The organism is Dactylosporangium thailandense (genome assembly GCF_059739745.1).
Genome location: NZ_AP029195.1, coordinates 9,802,266 through 9,820,553, shown reverse-complemented (window position 1 = coordinate 9,820,553; position 18,288 = coordinate 9,802,266). Strand labels below are relative to the sequence as shown.

Annotated in this window: 17 protein-coding genes and 1 tRNA gene; 10 read left to right on the top strand and 8 right to left on the bottom strand. The window is 69.5% G+C overall.

Features of this window, described 5'->3' with window-relative positions; genetic code table 11:
* The first annotated feature begins 271 nt into the window (after positions 1 to 271).
* Complete coding sequence (locus AC6JBM_RS43670; RefSeq protein ID WP_350622674.1) at positions 272 to 574, top strand: hypothetical protein; 303 nt, start codon at positions 272 to 274, stop codon at positions 572 to 574.
* An 86-nt stretch (positions 575 to 660) separates the two neighbouring features.
* On the opposite strand, the gene AC6JBM_RS43665 is transcribed toward AC6JBM_RS43670, so the two are convergent.
* The 3 genes from AC6JBM_RS43665 to AC6JBM_RS43655 all read right to left on the bottom strand — a co-directional run bounded on the left by AC6JBM_RS43665 (position 661) and on the right by AC6JBM_RS43655 (position 2,914).
* Positions 661 to 1,467, bottom strand: coding sequence for a WecB/TagA/CpsF family glycosyltransferase (locus tag AC6JBM_RS43665; RefSeq protein ID WP_497979602.1), 807 nt, complete (start codon positions 1,465 to 1,467; stop codon positions 661 to 663).
* Between the two features lie 4 nt (positions 1,468 to 1,471).
* The gene (locus AC6JBM_RS43660; RefSeq protein WP_497979601.1) at positions 1,472 to 2,545 is read right to left on the bottom strand and encodes an NAD-dependent epimerase/dehydratase family protein; all 1,074 of its coding nucleotides are present in this window, start codon (positions 2,543 to 2,545) and stop codon (positions 1,472 to 1,474) included.
* A 286-nt stretch (positions 2,546 to 2,831) separates the two neighbouring features.
* A tRNA-Leu gene (locus AC6JBM_RS43655) sits at positions 2,832 to 2,914 on the bottom strand.
* A gap of 167 nt (positions 2,915 to 3,081) precedes the next feature.
* Between AC6JBM_RS43655 and AC6JBM_RS43650 the strand changes: the two genes are divergently transcribed.
* From AC6JBM_RS43650 to pknB, 7 genes are all read left to right on the top strand, one after another.
* A complete protein-coding gene (locus AC6JBM_RS43650) occupies positions 3,082 to 3,864 on the top strand; it encodes an FHA domain-containing protein (RefSeq protein ID WP_497979600.1) in 783 nt (260 codons plus the stop codon).
* A 41-nt stretch (positions 3,865 to 3,905) separates the two neighbouring features.
* Entirely contained in the window at positions 3,906 to 4,385 is a 480-nt protein-coding gene (locus AC6JBM_RS43645) for an FHA domain-containing protein FhaB/FipA (RefSeq protein WP_433054374.1), read from the top strand.
* A complete protein-coding gene (locus AC6JBM_RS43640) occupies positions 4,382 to 5,794 on the top strand; it encodes a PP2C family protein-serine/threonine phosphatase (protein ID WP_497979599.1) in 1,413 nt (470 codons plus the stop codon). Before AC6JBM_RS43645 ends, AC6JBM_RS43640 begins: the two co-directional genes overlap by 4 nt.
* Positions 5,795 to 5,854: 60 nt before the next feature.
* Positions 5,855 to 7,327 carry an FtsW/RodA/SpoVE family cell cycle protein gene (locus AC6JBM_RS43635; RefSeq protein ID WP_497986673.1) on the top strand — a complete coding sequence of 491 codons (1,473 nt, stop codon included), beginning with the start codon at positions 5,855 to 5,857 and terminating at the stop codon, positions 7,325 to 7,327.
* Positions 7,324 to 8,844, top strand: coding sequence for a peptidoglycan D,D-transpeptidase FtsI family protein (locus tag AC6JBM_RS43630; RefSeq protein WP_497979598.1), 1,521 nt, complete (start codon positions 7,324 to 7,326; stop codon positions 8,842 to 8,844). The genes AC6JBM_RS43635 and AC6JBM_RS43630 overlap by 4 nt, the downstream gene beginning before the upstream one ends.
* 13 nt (positions 8,845 to 8,857) lie before the next feature.
* On the top strand, positions 8,858 to 10,561 hold the full coding sequence (locus tag AC6JBM_RS43625) for a serine/threonine-protein kinase (RefSeq protein WP_497979597.1): 1,704 nt from the start codon (positions 8,858 to 8,860) through the stop codon (positions 10,559 to 10,561).
* Positions 10,562 to 10,647: 86 nt separating this feature from the next.
* Positions 10,648 to 12,372 (top strand): Stk1 family PASTA domain-containing Ser/Thr kinase, encoded by a 1,725-nt coding sequence (pknB, locus tag AC6JBM_RS43620; RefSeq protein ID WP_497986672.1) that lies wholly within the window; start codon positions 10,648 to 10,650, stop codon positions 12,370 to 12,372.
* Positions 12,373 to 12,438: 66 nt separating this feature from the next.
* Here the strand turns inward: pknB and AC6JBM_RS43615 are convergent, their stop codons facing one another.
* The 4 genes from AC6JBM_RS43615 to AC6JBM_RS43600 are packed head-to-tail and all read right to left on the bottom strand — an operon-like array spanning position 12,439 to position 15,177.
* The gene (locus AC6JBM_RS43615) at positions 12,439 to 13,083 is read right to left on the bottom strand and encodes an aminodeoxychorismate/anthranilate synthase component II (RefSeq protein ID WP_350622688.1); all 645 of its coding nucleotides are present in this window, start codon (positions 13,081 to 13,083) and stop codon (positions 12,439 to 12,441) included.
* 7 nt (positions 13,084 to 13,090) lie between these two features.
* Positions 13,091 to 13,357: a hypothetical protein gene (locus AC6JBM_RS43610; protein ID WP_497979596.1), complete on the bottom strand. Its 267-nt coding sequence runs from the start codon at positions 13,355 to 13,357 to the stop codon at positions 13,091 to 13,093.
* A gap of 4 nt (positions 13,358 to 13,361) precedes the next feature.
* A complete protein-coding gene (locus AC6JBM_RS43605; protein WP_350622692.1) occupies positions 13,362 to 14,363 on the bottom strand; it encodes a class E sortase in 1,002 nt (333 codons plus the stop codon).
* Between the two features lie 4 nt (positions 14,364 to 14,367).
* Positions 14,368 to 15,177: a DUF881 domain-containing protein gene (locus tag AC6JBM_RS43600; RefSeq protein ID WP_497979595.1), complete on the bottom strand. Its 810-nt coding sequence runs from the start codon at positions 15,175 to 15,177 to the stop codon at positions 14,368 to 14,370.
* Positions 15,178 to 15,307: 130 nt separating this feature from the next.
* Between AC6JBM_RS43600 and AC6JBM_RS43595 the strand changes: the two genes are divergently transcribed.
* Together AC6JBM_RS43595 and AC6JBM_RS43590 are read left to right on the top strand one after the other, a co-directional pair.
* The gene (locus AC6JBM_RS43595; RefSeq protein ID WP_350622694.1) at positions 15,308 to 15,592 is read left to right on the top strand and encodes a cell division protein CrgA; all 285 of its coding nucleotides are present in this window, start codon (positions 15,308 to 15,310) and stop codon (positions 15,590 to 15,592) included.
* Between the two features lie 118 nt (positions 15,593 to 15,710).
* The gene (locus AC6JBM_RS43590) at positions 15,711 to 17,843 is read left to right on the top strand and encodes a (Fe-S)-binding protein (RefSeq protein ID WP_350622696.1); all 2,133 of its coding nucleotides are present in this window, start codon (positions 15,711 to 15,713) and stop codon (positions 17,841 to 17,843) included.
* A 76-nt stretch (positions 17,844 to 17,919) separates the two neighbouring features.
* On the opposite strand, the gene AC6JBM_RS43585 is transcribed toward AC6JBM_RS43590, so the two are convergent.
* Entirely contained in the window at positions 17,920 to 18,153 is a 234-nt protein-coding gene (locus AC6JBM_RS43585; protein WP_350622698.1) for a hypothetical protein, read from the bottom strand.
* Positions 18,154 to 18,288 lie beyond the last annotated feature (135 nt).

Sequence of the window (18,288 nt, the reverse complement as noted above, 5' to 3'; positions counted from 1 at the left end):
GTCATGAGCACCGGTGCTCGAACATCCTCCTGGCTCGATCCCTGGGCGCGGCCGGCGCCCACGTGCAGGCGAAGACGCCTCAAGACCGCGGGGACGCGGCCGATTCATCAGCATGGTGGGCAAGATCAGTGGTATCGGCTGAATGTCCGATTGGTCGCGCCACCTTCGGCCGAGTGCCGTGTCGCAAAGTTGATGGTCGATCTTGAAATGTCCGCTTAGCTTGGGTCGAAGTTTGCCGGTGTAACGGGCAGCGGAGCAAGGAGGAACTGACGTGACCGATTCGGATCTGATCTTCGCCTGTGTCAGCGGGTTCGGCCTGCTGGCGCTGAGTGTCGGCGCTTTCGGCGTGCTGGACGCCTACCACAAGCGCGGCCTCGGCGATCGGCGAATCGACTGGCTGATCGGTCTCTACGCCCTTGGCGTCGTCGCGAACATCGTCGCGTACGTGATGCTGGACCGCTGGTACATCGCGGCCCCGCTCGCCCTGATGCTGTGGCCGGCCGAGCGCGCCTTCGACAAGCGGGGGACCTTCAAGCGCCGCACCGCGAAGGTCGACGCCATCACCGGCCGCTGACCTTCCCACCATGCGGGATTTGTCCGCTTGATGTGACAAATCCCAAAAATGCGGAATGGGCGCCATTGCGGCGCCCATCAGCATCCTCAGACCGCGAACGTCTTGAGCGGCTCGGTCGCGGGGGCCGGCGGCGCCGCGCGCCAGAGGCGGGTCTTCTGGGCGCCGAGGCGAGCCAGGTAGTTCGGGTTGAGCAGGATGTACCGCCGCCAGAGCCGCTTCGGCTCGAGCCCGAGCCGCCACAGCCACTCCAGCGCGTAGCGCTGCATCCAGGCGGGCGGGTTCTTCAGGCCCCCGGCGTGGTAGTCGAACGCCGCGCCGACGGCGAGCATCGGCGCGTCGACCAGGTGCTTCATCGCGTAGACGAACACCTCCTGGCGCGGGCAGCCGAGGCCTACCATGACGACCCGCGCGCCCGAGGCCTTGATCCGGGCCGCGATCTGCTCCGGCTCGCCCTCGGCGGCCGGGCGGAACTTCGAGGGCTCCATCCCGGCGATCTTCAGGGCCGGGAAGCGCTCGTGCAGCTTGCCGGCGAGCCGGTCCAGCGTCTCCTGGGTCGAGCCGTAGAAGTACACCGGCAGGCCCTCCTCGGCGCTCGCGGCGAGCACCTTGAGGGTCAGGTCCGGCCCGTACACCCGGTCGGCGAGCTGGGCGTGGTGGAGCAGGTTGAGGGCCCACCGCACGGGCTGGCCGTCGGGCGTCACGAGGTCGAAGGAGTTCAGCCGCGCCCCGTGCGCCTTGTCCTGCACGCCGGTCATGACCCCGTGCACGGCGAGGGCGGTGACGGCCAGCGAGCGCCCGTCACGGGCCGCGCTCATCACCTTGTCCACGGCGCTGTCGTAGTCGACGGCGCTGACCTCGACCCCGAGAACGTTGCGCTTGCCCTGATCGATCACGGCGTCAGGCTTCCGGCGTCCACTTGCCGACGTTGGCCTCGTAGATCTCCTGGCAGATCATGGGCACGTCGTAGACCTGCTTCCAGTCCGGGTAGTCCATCTGGAAGCGCTCGTTCGACCCGATCCACCACTGGTGGTCGCCGACGCGGTTGGCCTCGTGGTATTCGGTGATCATCTCGTTGCCGGTGATCCGCTCGGCCAGCGCGAAGACCTCCAGGTGCGAGGTGTTCGAGTGCCGGCCGCCGCCGAGGTTGTAGACCGCGGCCGAGCGCGGGTTGCGGAAGAAGGCCTCGAAGGCGGCGACGACGTCGTGCGAGTGGATCGCGTCGCGGACCATCTTGCCCTTGTAGCCGAAGATCTTGTACGTCCGGCGCTCCATGTTGCAGCGCATGACGTAGCCGAGGAAGCCGTGCAGCTCGGTCGCGGAGTGCGCCGGGCCGGTCAGGGTGCCACCGCGGAAGCAGGCGGTCTTCATGTCGAAGTAGCGGCCGTACTCCTGCACCATCACGTCCGCGGCGACTTTGGAGGCGCCGAAGACGGAGTGCAGGCAGGCGTCGATCGACATGTCCTCCTTGATGCCGCCCTCGTACTCGTGCCCGGGCTCGATCTCCCACCGGGTCTCGAGCTCGCGCAGCGGCAGCGAGTTGGGGCGGTCGCCGTAGACCTTGTTGGTCGAGCAGTGGATGAACGGCGCCTCGATGCAGTGCTCGCGCACGTTCTGCAGCAGGTTGAGGGTGCCCCCGGCGTTGACGTCGAAGTCCGTGAAGGGGTCGCGGACCGCCCAGTCGTGCGACGGCTGGGCCGCCGTGTGGATGACGACCGCGATGTCCTTCGCGTACCTCTTGAAGATCGCCGCGAGCGCGTCGCGATCCCGGATGTCCACGTCGTGGTGGGTGTACGCCTCGCCGAGGTCACTCGTAAGGCGGACCACGTTCCAGGCGGTGGAGGCCTCGGCGCCGAAGAAGCGCTTGCGCATGTCGTTGTCGATGCCGACAACGTCCAGCCCCAGGGAGGCGAAGTGGCGCACGGCTTCAGATCCGATGAGTCCGGCCGATCCGGTGACTAGTGCAACGCTCACGAGACGGCAGCATACCCGTGGCAAGGCCGAGCCCCCCGCAGCCGCAGACAACGCAAGTCACGAACCCGACGAAGCAAAGCGAGTCGAGCAAAACGAGGGCCGAAGGCCGAGAGCGGAGACCGCAACCACCAGTCGGACCGCAACGAGCAGACGGACCGCAACCAGTGACCGGGGGGGTTGGGTGGGCGGGAGCCCCCCAATGGGGAGCGACCGAAGGGAGCGCGAAGGATCCACCGCTGACAAGCGAAAGGCAGCTCCGCTGCATGAGCAGGAGCTGCCTCAGCGGTGGGGAAGGGGGGAGTTGAACCCCCACGCCCTTTCGGGCACACGGACCTGAACCGTGCGCGTCTGCCATTCCGCCACTTCCCCTTGGACCATCTGAAGCAAGCTTCGGTTGGTCCGGCGCGTCAGAGCATAACCCAAGTCCCACTCGGCAGAATCACCGGGTAGGCACTAGGCTTCCCTGGGCGCCACGGAAGAGTAGCACGGGCCAGCCGGTCAGCTTGCATACGGGCGTGCGACGTCCGGATACCATCATGACCTCGGAACCCGAGGAGGAACCGGTGAGTGTGCTGCAGCGCTTCGAGAAGCGCCTAGAGGGCCTGGTCGAGGGGGCCTTCGCCAAGGTCTTCAAGGGGGTCGTCCACCCCGTGGAGATCCTCAACGCCATGCAACGGGAGGCGGAAGCCCACAAGGCGATTCTGGCCGGCGGGCGCACGCTCGTGCCGAATCGCTACGTGATCGACCTGTCCCCCTACGACCACAGCCGGCTGGCGCCGTACGCCGCCGCGCTCGCGCAGGAGCTCGCCCAGTCGCAGGCCGAGTTCATCGGCGAGCAGGGCTGGACGGTCTACGGCGACGTCATCGTCGAGATCGAGCGCGGCGATGGGCTCGACACCGGCATGTTCCGCGTGACCGCCGAGGTCTACACCGGTGCCGACGTCGCGCCCCCGCCGACCCCGGACCCGTATGGTGGCTACAACCAGCAGCAGGCCGGCGGCTACGGGCCTCCGCCCGGCGGACCCGGCGGCCCGGCGCGCAACGTTCGACTGGTGTCCGGCGACGGGCGAAGCTACCCTCTGTCGATTGGTTCGACCGTGATCGGCCGGGGCGACCAGGCCAACATGCGGCTCCCCGACGTCGGCATCTCGCGTCGCCACGCGCGGCTCGACTTCGACGGGGCACAGGTCGTGCTGACCGATCTCGGCTCCACCAACGGCACGATGGTCAACGGTCAACGCGTCTCGGCTGTCGCGTTGAACCCGGGTGACATGATCCAGCTCGGCACGACCACGCTGACCTACCGCGTGGATGGATGACCGTACTTTCACGTAGGCGGATCTGAATGAGCGCGTCGTAGATGGAATTCGTCATCACTGTCGCCCGGTACGGGCTGCTCGTGCTGCTGTGGATCTTCGTATTCACGGTCGTGGGAGTGATCCGCCGGGACCTGTTCGCGGGCTCGCGTTCGAGCCGGATCGTTGCCGCGCCCCGGGGGGTTGGTGCGGTGACGGCTCCCGGCCGTCCGGCGAAGGTGAAGCGGGGCAAGACCGCCAACCAGCTCTTCGTCACCGCAGGCGCGCTGGCAGGCACCCGCATCACCCTTGGTGAGGCTCCGATCACGATCGGGCGCGCCGAGGACTCGACGCTGGTGATCACCGACGACTACGCCTCGTCCAAGCACGCCCGTCTCGTACCGCGCGCCGGCCAGTGGTATCTCGAGGATCTGGGCTCCACCAACGGGACCTACCTCGACAAGACCAAGGTCAGCGCGCCTACCCCCGTCCCCCTCGGCGTGCCGATTCGCATCGGCCGCACTTCACTCGAGTTACGGCCATGACCCTCACCTTGCGCTATGCGGCTCGCAGCGACCGCGGTCTGATCCGGAGCGGGAACCAGGATTCCGTTTACGCCGGACCGCGGCTGCTTGCCGTGGCCGACGGCATGGGCGGCATGGCCGCCGGTGACGTCGCCAGCAACATTGTCATCGCCACCATGGCGCCACTCGACGAGGATGTGCCCGGCAACGCCATGATCGACACCCTTCGGGGCGCCGTCGACCTGGCGAACCAGCAGATCCGAGACGCGGTCGAGGAGAACCCGGCCATGGAGGGCATGGGGACGACCCTGACCGCCATGCTGTTCTCCGGCTCCAAGATGGGCATGGTGCACATCGGCGACTCGCGCGCATATCTCGTGCGCGACGGCGAGTTCGCCCAGGTCACCAAGGACGACACCTACGTCCAGATGCTCGTCGACGAGGGCCGCATCAGCCTGGAGGAGGCCAACAGCCATCCCCAGCGTTCGCTTCTGACCCGAGCGCTCGACGGCCGCGACGCCGACCCCGAGTACTCGGTCCGCCAGGTCAAGCCCGGAGACCGTTACCTGCTGTGCAGCGACGGCCTGTCGGGCGTGGTGAGCGCGGAGACCATCGAGTCCACGCTGCGCGAGTACGTCGATCCCAACCAGTGCGCCGGCCGGCTCATCGAGCTGGCCCTGCGCGGCGGCGGGCCCGACAACATCACCGTGATCGTCGCCGACGTCACCGACGAGGACATCGTCGAGGCGCGGCCGATCGTCGGCGGTGCGGCGGCTCAGGACCGGGGCATGGCGACCTCCGCCGACCAGTCCATGTCCTCGGCTCGGGGGGCCGCGCTCGCCGCGCCCCGCCCGCCGGTGCCGGACGACGAGGCCGAGCAGCGCGCCAACGCCGTGGCCAACGTCCGCGAGGACGGGGAGCAGCGCTCCCGCCGTCACCCGGTGCGCACCGCGATCCTCCTCGTGGTGCTGCTGGGCCTGCTCGGCGGCGGGCTCTGGTACGGCTGGAGCGTGACCCAGTCGCGCTACTACGTCGGTGCCACGGATGCCGGCCGGATCGCGATCTTCAAGGGCGTGCCCGGCAAGGTCGCCTGGCTCGACCTCTCCGAGGTCTACATGGAGAGCCCGACGCTCACCCTCGACGACCTCACGCCGGCCGCCCAGGGCACCGTCAAGCAGGGCATCCAGGTCGACACCCTCGCGCAGGCCCAGGACAAGCTGGCCCAGCTCGAGGATCCGGCCAACCCCAACCGCAAGCAGGCGTGCCCGACGGCGCAACCTTCCGACTCCACCTCGGCGTCTCTTTCCGTGTCGGCCACCTCGACCGCGAGCGGCGGTGTCAGCGCTCCCGCCGGGGATCCCGCCGTCCCGCCGTCGCCGACCGACGACCCGTCCGCCACGCTGACCCCGACCCCCGGCGCCAGTTGCTGACGTGCTGAGGCGAGAAGGAAGAAAGTCGTGACCGCCACCGCCATCCCGGCTCCGCCGCCCATGGGCGGCGGAGCGGGCGTCTCGGCGCCCTCCCGCCCCGCGACCCGGCGCAACGTCGAGCTGGGACTGCTGCTCTTCGTGATCGCCATCCTCACGATCTATGCGGCGGTCGTCGAGGGCAACGCGATCGGCCAGGTCACGGGCGACTTCTGGGTCCAGACCGCGATCATCGCGGTGATCTTCTTCGCCGCGCACATGGCGGTGCGGTTCCTGGCGCCGTATGCCGATCCGACGATCCTGCCCGCAGTGGCGCTCATCAACGGCATCGGCGTCGCCTTCCTGCGCCGGCTCGACCTGGCCACCACCAAGGCGGTCGACCGGCCCGAGCTCAACGTCTTCGGCGGCGACGGCTTCCGCCAGCTGGGCTGGACGGCCGCGGCCGTGGTGGGTGCGGTCGCGCTCCTGGCGATCGTGCGCGACCACCGTTCGCTGTCGCGGTACGCCTACACGCTCGGCCTCGCCGGCATCGTGCTCGTGCTCATCCCGGCGGTGCTGCCCGCGAGGTACTCGGCGATCCACGGCGCCAAGCTCTGGATCAAGCTGCCGGGCTTCACGATCCAGCCGGGCGAGTTCGCCAAGATCGCGCTGCTGGTCTTCTTCGCCTACTACCTGGTGCGCAAGCGCGAGGTGCTCTCCCTGGCGAGCAAGCGGTTCCTCGGCATCGACTTCCCCCGCGGCCGCGACCTCGGGCCGGTCGTGCTCGTGTGGCTGATGTCGCTGATGGTCCTCATCTTCGAGAAGGACCTCGGCACCTCGCTCATGTACTTCGGCCTCTTCGTCGTGACGCTCTACGTCGCCACCGAGCGGGTGTCCTGGCTGATCATCGGCCTCGGGCTCTTCCTCGGCGGCGCGTTCCTGGCGTACTTCCTCGGCAAGACCGTCGGCGGCCCCTTCCTGAACTTCTCCGAGCGCGCGACCACCTGGCTCGACCCGTTCGGGGACGCGGACAACAAGGGCTACCAGCTGGTCCAGTCGCTACTCGGGCTGGGCACCGGCGGGCTGACCGGCACCGGCCCCGGCGCCGGGCAGCCGACCAAGGTGCCCGAGGTCTGGACGGACTTCATCTTCTCCGGCCTCGGCGAGGAGATCGGGCTCTTCGGGCTGACCGCGCTGCTGGTGACCTACCTGCTGCTGGTCGAGCGGGGCCTGCGCGCGGCGATCAACGTCCGCGACTCCTTCGGCAAGCTGTTCGCCGGCGGCCTCGCGTTCACGCTGGGGTTGCAGGTGTTCGTCATCGTGGGTGGCATCAGCCAGCTCATCCCGCTGACCGGGCAGACCACGCCGTTCCTCTCGGCGGGTGGCTCGTCGCTGGTGGCCAACTGGCTGCTGGTCGGCCTGCTGCTGCGCATCTCCGACGCGTCGCGCCGGCCCGCCGGGGGTGCCCCCTCGGCCGGGCTCGGCGGCACGGCGCCCGGCGGTGGCGGCGGCGCGCCGGTTCAGATCAAAGAGATGCCCACGGAGGTCGTGCGATGAACGCCCCGCTGCGCCGGGTCGGGGTCGTGGTCATGGTGCTGTTCGCCATGCTGTTCCTGAACCTGAACTACCGCCAGGTGGTCAAGGCCGACGACTACCGCACCAACCCGCGCAACGCCCGCGTGCAGGCGACCGAGTACGAGCGGCCCCGCGGCAAGATCGTCGACGCCAAGGGCAACGTGCTGGCCGACTCGCAGGAGACCGGGGACTCGCTGAAGTTCCTGCGGACGTACCCGCTCAAGGAGGAGTACGCCTCCGTCCTCGGCTACAAGCCGGTCAACCTGGGCTCGACCAAGCTCGAGAAGCTCAACAACGACTTCCTGATCGGCACCTCGGACAAGCAGGCGGCCGACCGGATCGCCGGGATGTTCACCGGCAAGGAGCCGGCCGGCGGCAACGTCCTGCTGACCCTGTCCAAGGCCGCGCAGGACACGGCGTACCAGGCGCTGGGGACCAACAAGCTCGGCATCAAGAAGGGCGCGGCCATCGCGCTCGACCCGGCCACCGGACAGATCCTGGCCGAGGTCTCGCTGCCCAGCTACGACCCCAACCTGCTCAGCACCCACGACATCAACGCGGCCTCGGCGAACTACAAGACGCTCAACAACGACCCGAACAAGCCGCTGCTCAACCGGGCGACCTCGGAGGTCTACCCGCCCGGCTCGACCTTCAAGATCATCACTTCGGCGGCGGCGATGAGCGCCGACTCCTCCCTCACGCCCGAATCGACCGTGCAGGGTGGCGAGTTCTACCAGCCGCCGGAGACCTCGACGTTCCGCATCAAGAACTCCCACGAAGGCATCTGCCCCGACAGCATCACGATGAAGCAGGCGCTGACCGTCTCCTGCAACACGGTCTTCGCCCGCATCGGTGTCGAGCGGGTGGGTGCCGACAAGCTCAAGTCGATGGCCCAGGCCTTCGGGTTCGAGCAGGAGCCCCGCCTCATCGAGGACCAGGATCGCAACTACTGCGGCATCGTGGCCAGCCACACCGGCCCCATGACCGCCGGCACCGACAACCGCGTCGACCCGCCCGCCGTCGCTCAGTCGAGCATCGGACAGCGCGAGGTGAAGATGTCTCCGCTGCAAGGCGCCATGATTGCGGCGACGGTTGCCAATGGTGGAAAGCAGATGCGCCCCTACATTGTCGACCGTCTGCAGAACTCCGACCTGTCGATCGCCGACCACACCGAGCCCAAGCTGCTGCGTACGCCGATCAACGACGGCGTGGCCAAAGAGCTGCAGGACATGATGTTCAGCGTCGTGACGTCGAACGACGGCACCGGCCGCAGCGCGCGCATCTCGGGCTTGGACGTGGGTGGTAAGACCGGTACGGCGGAGAACGGCGAGGAGTCGGAGGACCACGGCTGGTTCATCGGCTTCGCGCTCAAGGATGGCAAGCCGATCGTCTCGGTCGCGGTCTTCCTCGAGAACGCTGGCAAGGGCGGCAGCGGCGAGGCGGCTCGGATTGCCGGCCTGATCATGAAGGCATACGCGGACGAAAAGGGCATTCGATAATGAGGTGCGCGACATGTTGAGCGCCGGCACCACCCTCGGCGGCCGATACCGCCTGGACGAACGCATCGCCGGCGGCGGAATGGGCGACGTGTGGCGGGGCACCGACGAGGTGCTCGGTCGCACGGTGGCCATCAAGGTGCTGCTCTCCGCCCTGATGGAGGAGCCGGGATTCGCCGAGCGCTTCCGCGGCGAGGCCCGCACCATGGCGACCATCAACCACCCGGGCGTCGTGGACATCTACGACTACGGCAGCGAGAACGGCACCGCCTTCCTGATCATGGAGTACGTGGAGGGCGACGCGCTCTCCCGCACCCTCTCGCGGGTCGGCCGGCTGACCCCGGCGCGCGCCATGGCGCTCATCGCCCAGGCCGCCGACGCGCTGCACGCCGCCCACGAGAAGGGCATCGTCCACCGCGACGTCAAGCCCGGCAACCTGCTCGTGCGCCCCAACGGCACGCTGGTGCTCACCGACTTCGGCATCGCCCGGTCGGCCGCCGTCGCCCAGCTCACCGCGGCCGGCTCGGTGCTCGGCACCGCCTCCTACATCTCGCCCGAGCAGGCCTCGGGCGCCCAGGCCACCCCGCTCTCCGACGTCTACGCGCTCGGCGTCGTGGCCTACCAGTGCCTCTCCGGCGCGCGGCCGTTCGAGGGGGAGAACCCGCTCGAGATCGCGATGCGGCACGTCCGCGACATGCCGCCGCCGCTGCCCGCCGACATCCCGCCGCCGGTCGCCCAGCTCGTCGAGCGGGCCATGGCCAAGGACCCGGCCGCCCGCTGGCCGAGCGCCGCGGCACTCGCCCAGGCCGCGCGCCGCGTCTCCGGCCAGCTCTCCGGCGGCACGGCGGCCGGCCCCGTGGTCCCGCCGATGGGCGCCCCGATGGGCCCGCCCGGCTCGCCGATGGGCCACGGCCCGGTCTCCGGCGGCCCGGTCTCCGCCTCGCCCGTCTCGCCCGGCTACGGCAACCACCCGATGTCCGGCTCGCCGATGTCGGGCCCGCCCACCTCGGGCGCGGCCGGCACCCGGATCATGCCCGGCGCCGTGCCGGGCGCGGCCGCCGGTGCCGCCGCGGGCCTCGGCGCCCACAACGCGCGCGGCGCCGCCGGCGTGGCCCCGCCGCCGTCCAACGACACCGCGACCTTCCTCGGCTCGACCGGCGGCTACCAGCCCGGCCCGCCGCCCGGTCCGCGGACCACGAACGGTGGCGGCCGGCGCAACAACAACCTGCTCCTGGTCGGCGTGGCCGCGGTCGTGCTGCTGGTGCTGGTCGGTATTGGCGGCCTCTACCTGGCCAATAGGGGCAACGACGAGCCGACGAACCCGGTCGGCGACAACCCCACGTCGGCGGCCCCGGTCCAGTCGTCGGCCCCGCCCAAGGCGACGGGCAAGCCGGTCGCCGTGGCGTGCCGGCCGATCGGCACCGGGGACATCGTCAAGCGCGAGCTCGAGCGCAAGGGCATGAAGGTCAACATCGTCGCCGAGCCGACCAAGGGCGCGTTCCCGAACGCGGTCACCAAGGTCGACCCGTGCGGCGAGAACATCGCGCAGGGCACGACGATCACGCTGACGGTCAACCAGGGCGCGATCGACGACAACCCCGAGCCGACCGGTACCACCGCCGACCCGGGCAACGGACCGTCCAACGGGCCGGGCCCGAAGACCAGCGCCACCTGCAACCCGCCGGGCATCATCATCGATGGCAAGTGCGTCGGGGGATGACCCGGGCAACACACGTACCAGCTGGAATGTGTCCCCGTCGCATGACGTGGCAAGGTAGATAGTCGATGACCGAAGGACGACACGACATGACCGCCCAGCCACGCCTCCTCGGCGGCCGTTACCAGGTCGGGGAGCTGCTCGGCTATGGCGGAATGGCCGAGGTCCATCGGGGTCGCGACCTGCGGCTCGGCCGCGACGTCGCGATCAAGACACTGCGGACCGACCTGGCCCGCGATGCCACCTTCCAGCTGCGGTTCCGGAGGGAGGCGCAGAACGCCGCCTCCCTCAACCACCCCGCGATCGTCGCCGTCTACGACACCGGCGAGGAGCGCGGTCCGGCGGGCGAGGAACTGCCGTACATCGTCATGGAGTTCGTCAACGGCCGCACCCTCAAGGAGGTGCTGGCGGCCGAGGGCCGGCTCATGCCGCGGCGGGCGCTGGAGATCACGGCGGACATCTGCGCCGCCCTGGAGTTCAGCCACCGGCACGGCATCATCCACCGCGACATCAAGCCGGGCAACGTGATGCTCACGCAGACCGGCCAGGTCAAGGTGATGGACTTCGGTATCGCCCGGGCGCTGGCCAGCGGGGCCACGACGATGACGCAGACGTCGGCGGTGATCGGCACCGCGCAGTACCTCTCCCCGGAGCAGGCCCGCGGCGAGCCGGTCGACGCCCGCAGCGACGTCTACGCGACCGGGTGCGTGATCTTCGAGCTGCTCTGCGGCCACCCGCCGTTCGTCGGGGACAACCCGGTGTCGGTGGCCTACCAACACGTCCGGGAGGACCCGCGGCCGCCGAGCTCGAGCAACCGCGACGTGACGCCCGAGATCGACGCGGTCGTGCTCAAGGCCCTGGCCAAGAACCCGCTCAACCGCTACCAGTCGGCCGGCGAGATGCGCGCGGACGTCATGCGCGCCGCGGCCGGCCGCCCGGTCTCCGCGCCCCCGGTGATGACCGAGGACGAGATGGCCGCGGTCATGGCCCAGCAGCAGACCACCGCCTACCGGCCGCCGCCCGCCTCGCGCCAGCCGGCCCGGGCCAACCAGCGGCAGAAGCGCAAGAGCTCCACCGGCGTCGTGGTGATGCTGACGGTGCTGGGCCTGCTCGCGGTGTCCGCCCTGGCGATCGGGCTCTACCTGGCCAACCAGGAGCCACCGGTGCGGGTGCCCCAGATCACCGGGCGCAGCCAGGGCGAGGCCGCCGAGGTGCTGCGCCAGTCCGGCCTGACCGGCGACCCGCGCGGCGGCTCGACGGAGAACTGCCAGCCCGGCGTGGTGACCCTGCAGAACCCGACGCCCGGCACCGAGGTCAAGCAGGGCACGCAGATCGACTACGAGATCTGTGGCGCGCCGCAGCTGGTCACCGTGCCGCAGCTGGCCCGGATGAGCAAGGACGAGGCCACCCAGCAGCTGCAGAGCCTGAAGCTGGTGCCGCAGATCCAGGATCGCGACGGCACCGAGCCCAAGGACGAGGTCCAGAGCTCCGACCCGGCGTCCGGCACCCAGGTCAAGCCGGGCTCGACGGTCACGGTCTACGTCTCGAAGTTCAACCAGGCGATCATGCCCAACGTGCTCGACAAGAGCCCGGGCGAGGCGCAGGGGCTGCTCCAGGCGGCCGGCTTCACCAACGTGACCACGCAGAGCATCACCGTCACCGACGACTCGAAGGTCGGGCTCGTGGTCTCCGTGCAGCAGACGGTCGGCAAGACGTACCTGAAGACCGACAAGATCGTGCTCAAGATCGGCCAGGGTGACAACAGCCCGTCGACCCCGGCGTCGGCGAACCCGAGCAAGAGCGCCGGGGGCTGAGCCTCACCGTCCGTGCCCTGTGGATAACTCGGTAGTTATCCACAGGGTTGTGCACAACCTGGCGCCTCAGGCGAAGGCCGCGACCCGCCGCGCCTCGACCTCCGCGACGAGCTCCGGCGCCCGCTCCAGCGCACCCGGCAGCCCGCAGGCCGCCAGCCAGTTGGCGAGCATCTGGTGCCCGCCCTGGGTCAGCACCGACTCGGGGTGGAACTGCACGCCCTCGATGGGCAGCTCGCGGTGGCGCATCGCCATCACCACGCCGGACTCGGTCCGCCCGGTCACCTCGATCTCCGGCGGGAGCGTCTCCTCGAGCACGGCGAGGGAGTGGTACCGCGTCGCGATGAACGGATTCGGCAGCCCCGCGAGCACGCCCTGCCCCGTGTGCTCCACGAGCGAGGTCTTGCCGTGCAGGAGTTCCGGCGCGCGGGTCACGGTGGCCCCGAAGGCCGCGCCGAAGGCCTGGTGGCCGAGGCACACGCCGAAGATGGGCAGCTTCCCGGCGAGCTCGGTGATGACGTCCATGCAGATGCCGGCCCGCTCCGGGGTGCCCGGGCCGGGGGAGAGCAGCACGCCGGCCGGGTTCGCCGCGGCCACCTCGGCCACGGTGAGCTCGTCGTTGCGGCGGACCTCGCACTCGACGCCCAGTTGGCCGAGGTACTGGACCAGGTTGAAGACGAACGAGTCGTAGTTGTCGATGACCAGGACGCGCACGGCTCTCCTAGCTGGGCAGGACCACCTGGGGGGCGGAGCTGGCGGGGGCCTTCGCCGGCGACGGTGCCTGCGACGGGGCGGGGCTTTCGATCGTGATGTCCGCGCCCGGGTCGTTGGTCTCGACCTGCACGTCGTCGAACGGCAGGATCGGCTCGACCGCGGGGAAGACCTGATACCACAGCAGGGCGCCCACGCCGAGCGCGAGCACGGCCGAGACGAGCGCCTTGAGCTGCCACTGCTTGAAGGGGATGTGGCGCCAGAGCCAGGAATACACGCGCTCAGCCCTTCAGCTCGGCGGGATCGCCGTCGGTGACGGGCTGGGACCGGGTGAGCTCGGCGTGCACCACGAGCCGCTGGTAGTTGTTGAACTTCGGGTTGCAGGTGGTCATGGTCAGCATCGCCTTGGTCGGCACCTCGCCCGGCTTGTCGGGCACGGGCGCCACCACCTGCACGGCGGTGGGCAGCACGATCTCGTGGCCGGTGACGCTGTAGACGTACCAGGTGTCGGCGGTCTTGATGACCACGGAATCGCCGGGCTTGAGCTGGTCGAGGTCCCACCAGATGGCCGGCGTGCGGTGACCGGCCATCGAGAAGTTGCCGACCTGGCCGGGCAGGGCCGTGTCCGGGTAGTGCCCGGGCGCGTAGCGGATGTCGGCCGGGGTCACGCCCTGCACGACCGCCCACTTCTTGTTGAGCCGCGGGATGTGCACGGAGGCGATGACGGCGCCGTTGGCCGGCTTCACCACCTGCGGCGACGGGCCGGCGCTGGGCCCGACGGTGGGTTGCTGGGCCCACTGCTGTTCGAGCTGGCGGTTCAGCTCGTCCTGGTGGGCGTCGACGATCGCGGATTTGCCCCAGACCTCGTAGCCGGCGAACAGCAGCACGATCAGGCCGAAGGTGATCAGCACCTCGCCCGTGCCGCGGCTGATGGCGCGTGCCACCGAGCCGAACGTGGTCCTCGTGTATTCGGAGTACACGCTCCGGTACCCTTCCTCGGTGCGGACCGGGCGCAGTGGAACGACCACGGCGCCCTTGGATGCCGCGGGTGCGGCGGGCTGGTCCTCGTCCTCGGGGGTGGGAGTCGGTGGAAGTTTCTCGTCCTCGGCGGCGGGGGCGGCCGCTTCGGTCTCGCTGAGTTTTGGAATATAGACAGTTTCGGTCGCGTCCGGGGCGACTTTCGGGATTACCGCGGTCGCGTCGTCCTTGGGCGGCAGCCGCGGGATCACGGTGGTGGCGATGTCGTCCTGGTCGAGCGCGCGGTGACGGGGCGAGTGCTCCATCGCGTCAGGACCCGGCCTGCGCCGCACGGAGGGCGGTCGAGCCGTCGTAGGCCGGGGTGCGGATGTCCGCCTCCACCCTGACCTGGTAGCCGAGCCCGAAGGAATCGGCAGCCTCGCTGAACAACCGGACCCCCTCGGAGCCTTCGAGCGCGCGTCGCATGGCGGCCTGATCGCCGATGGCGGCGACCTCGAAGGGCGGGGAGTAGACCCGTCCGTCGAGCAGCAGCGTGTTACCCACGCAGCGTACCGCGCTCGTTGCGATCACTCGGACGCCCATCAGCGTCATCGCCTCGGCGCCGCCGGCCCACAGCGCATTGACCACCGCCTGCACGTCCTGCTGGTGAACGACCAGGTCATCGGGGGTGGCGCCGGCCGGGCGGGTGCCGTCGGCGCGGCGCGGGGCGTCGTCGAGCCGGACCACCAGCCCGGGCCCGTGCATGGCGGTCAGCCCGGCGGCGGCCTGCTCGGCGTCGCCGCGCTTGCGCTGCTCGTCGACCTGTCCGTCGGCGCCGGCCTGGCCCTGCTGCTGCCGGTCGATCTCGGAGCGCAGCCGGGCGGCCCGGTCCCGGGCGTCGGCGATGGATTTTTTTCGCTCGGCGATGAGGTTCGTCAATTCCGGCCGCCGGTCGTCGCGAAGGTCGGTGCCGTGGGCGGTCGCGGCGCTGAGGGAGAAGAGCATCCCGGCCACCACGAGCACCACCGGTGTCAGCACTGACCAGGCAAAACCTCGCTTCTGCGGCCGGCGTGGCAGCATAGCGCGACCGAGCCGGCGCAGTGCGTGGGTCCACGAGGAGCCGCCTGATGTGTACTCCACCACGACCCCTCCCCGCACGCGCGTGCCGACTTGACTACGCTAGTCGCAGAACATTATTCAGGCCGACGCTGGCGGAGGTGGCGGCGTCACGTGGATAGTGTTGGCCAGACGACCCCTCCAGGAGAGCGCCGTGCCGAAGTCGACAGTTCGTAAGAAGAAGGTCTACACCGCTCCGGCGGAGCTGCGACCGCAGGAGACTGTGGCCGCCAAGCGCCGTCCGAGCCCGGTGTGGGTGCCCGCGCTCGCCGTCGCGTTCGTGGTGATCGGCATCGCCTGGCTGGTGTCCTACTACCTGACGCAAGGGTTCTTCGACGTCAACTGGCTGTCGACGCTCGCCGATCTGAAGTACTGGAACCTGGCCATCGGTTTCGGCTTCCTCGTCGCGTCGCTCGCGGTCTTCTCAAAGTGGCGTTGACCTGCTGATCTTCTCGCGTTTCCGGGCCGCTGCGACAAACTTCACGTTACCGATTGGTAACACGAGGGGCTAAGGTCCTTCTTGAAGATCTTCGGCCCGGATCGTGGGAGGCTTCGGCATGGGTGCAGTGCAGATCGTGACGACCTGTGTCGCCGCGGCGATCACCATCGTCGCGGCGATCCTTGTCGTGCGGACCGTCCGGCGCATGCTCGCCGTCATCCGGCTCGGTCAGCCCGATCCGACGCGGAGCGGCGACAAGGGCCTGCGGCTGCGCAACATGCTCGCCGAGACGCTCGGCCACACGCGCATGCTGCGCTGGACCGTCGTCGGCGCCGCCCACTGGTTCGTGATGATCGCGTTCATCGCGCTCTCGCTGCTGGTGATCGAGGCCTACTTCGAGGTCGTCAAGCCCGGCCTGGGCCTGCCGCTGATCGGCGCCTGGAACATCTACGGCCTGGTCACCGAGTGGATCGGCGTCTTCGGGTTCATCGGCATTCTGGTGCTGATGGGCATCCGGCTGCGCAACCTGCCGGGCAACCCCAACCGGCGGTCCCGCTTTACCGGCTCGACCATGTGGCAGGCGTACTACGTCGAGTACACGATCCTCGGCGTCCTGCTCTGCGGCTTCTTCATCCGCGGCTTCAAGGCCGCCAACGACGAGCTCGAGTGGCCGACCTGGGCCGCGCCCGTCAGCCACGCGCTCGGCTCGGTCCTGCCCGCCTGGCCGGCCGCGGTGAGCCTGATCGCCATGGTGAAGATCATCATCTCGATGGCCTGGGTCATCGTCATCGCCAGCAACGTGACCATGGGCGTGGCCTGGCACCGCTTCCTCGCCTTCTTCAACATCTTCTTCAAGCGCGCCCCGGGCCGGAAGGGCTCCGGCCTCGGCGCGCTGCGCCCGATGACCAGCGAGGGCAAGCCGCTGGACTTCGAGGAGGCCGACCCGGAGAAGGACCAGTTCGGCGTCGCGACCGTCGAGCAGTTCAGCTGGAAGGGCATGCTCGACTTCACCACCTGCACCGAGTGCGGGCGGTGCCAGTCGCAGTGCCCGGCCTGGAACACCGGCAAGCCGCTCTCGCCGAAGCTGCTGATCCTCAACCTGCGCGACCACGCGTACGCCAAGGCGCCCTACCTGCTCGCCGGTGACGACCACTCCCAGGTCAACGCGCTCGCGCTGGCGGAGCAGGCGCGCCCGCTGATCGGCACCGCCGAGGAGAACGGCATCATCGACCCGGACGTGCTGTGGTCGTGCACCACGTGCGGCGCGTGCGTCGAGCAGTGCCCGGTGGACATCGAGCACGTGGACCACATCGTCGACATGCGCCGCTACCAGGTGCTCATCGAGTCGAACTTCCCGACCGAGGCCGGCGTCATGCTGCGCAACCTCGAGAACAAGGGCAACCCCTGGGGCGCGGCCCAGTCCACCCGCGACGACTGGACGAAGGGGCTGGGCTTCGAGGTCCCCAACGTCGCCGAGCTGAACGAGGGCGACTACGAGTACCTGTTCTGGGTCGGCTGCGCGGGCGCCTTCGAGGACCGGGCCAAGAAGACCACGCGCGCCGTGGCCACCCTGCTGCACGAGGCCGGCGTCAAGTTCGCCATCCTCGGCCAGGGCGAGACCTGCACCGGCGACCCGGCCCGCCGCATCGGCAACGAGTTCGTCTTCCAGATGCTCGCCCAGCAGAACGTCGAGACCCTCAACGAGGCCGGCGTGAAGAAGATCGTGGCGACCTGCCCGCACTGCTTCAACACGCTGTCCAACGAATACGGCCAGCTCGGCGGCGACTATGAGGTCATCCACCACACGCAGCTGCTCGCCCAGCTCGTCGCGGCCGGCAAGCTCACGCCGGTGCAGCCGCTGGACGGCGCGGTCACCTACCACGACCCGTGCTACCTCGGCCGGCACAACCGCGTCTTCGCCCCGCCGCGCGAGGTGCTCGGCGCCGTCGCCGGCCCGGCGGACGACAACAAGGGCCTGGTCGAGATGGACCGGTTCGCCGAGCGCTCGTTCTGCTGCGGCGCCGGCGGCGCGCGCATGTGGATGGAGGAGCGGATCGGCAAGCGGATCAACGTGGAGCGGGTCGAGGAGGCGCTGTCGACCGGCGCCAAGACCGTCGCGGTGGCCTGCCCGTTCTGCCTGACCATGCTCGGCGACGGGGTCACCGGCAAGAAGGCCGCCGGGGCCGCGCCGGAGGAGATCGAGGTCGTCGACGTGGCGTCCGTGCTGCTCAAGGCGGTTCAAAAGCAATAAGCCATGGCTCCGGTCCGTCGGGGGCACGACCGTTGCTCCCGTCAGGAATCCCGGCGTCCGCGGTGGCAAGACCGCATCAGCGCTGGCCGATCACGTTCATGGCCAGGCCCAGCGCGATGAGCACCGCGGCCGCCGTGGCCACGACGCGCAGCCCCTTGAGCCCCTCGGCGAGCGCCGCCTTGCGGGCCCCGGGAACGAGCGCCTTCGTCCGCACGTAGTCCAGCCGTGCCCGCTTCGTCTTCGCGGCCGCGTTGCCCACCGCGATGCCGGCCGCGAGCGCCACACAGGCGCCGATCAACGCCGCACTCATCAAAGTCCCCCTCGATGCTTGCCCAGACCCCCGCTGGCATCAGCATCGGCGCTGTTCAACGCGCGGCAAAGCCCTCGAAAGAGGGAAGGTGATCTACGTATCTCGATCTTCAAGTGGCTCGTTTGACACGGACCT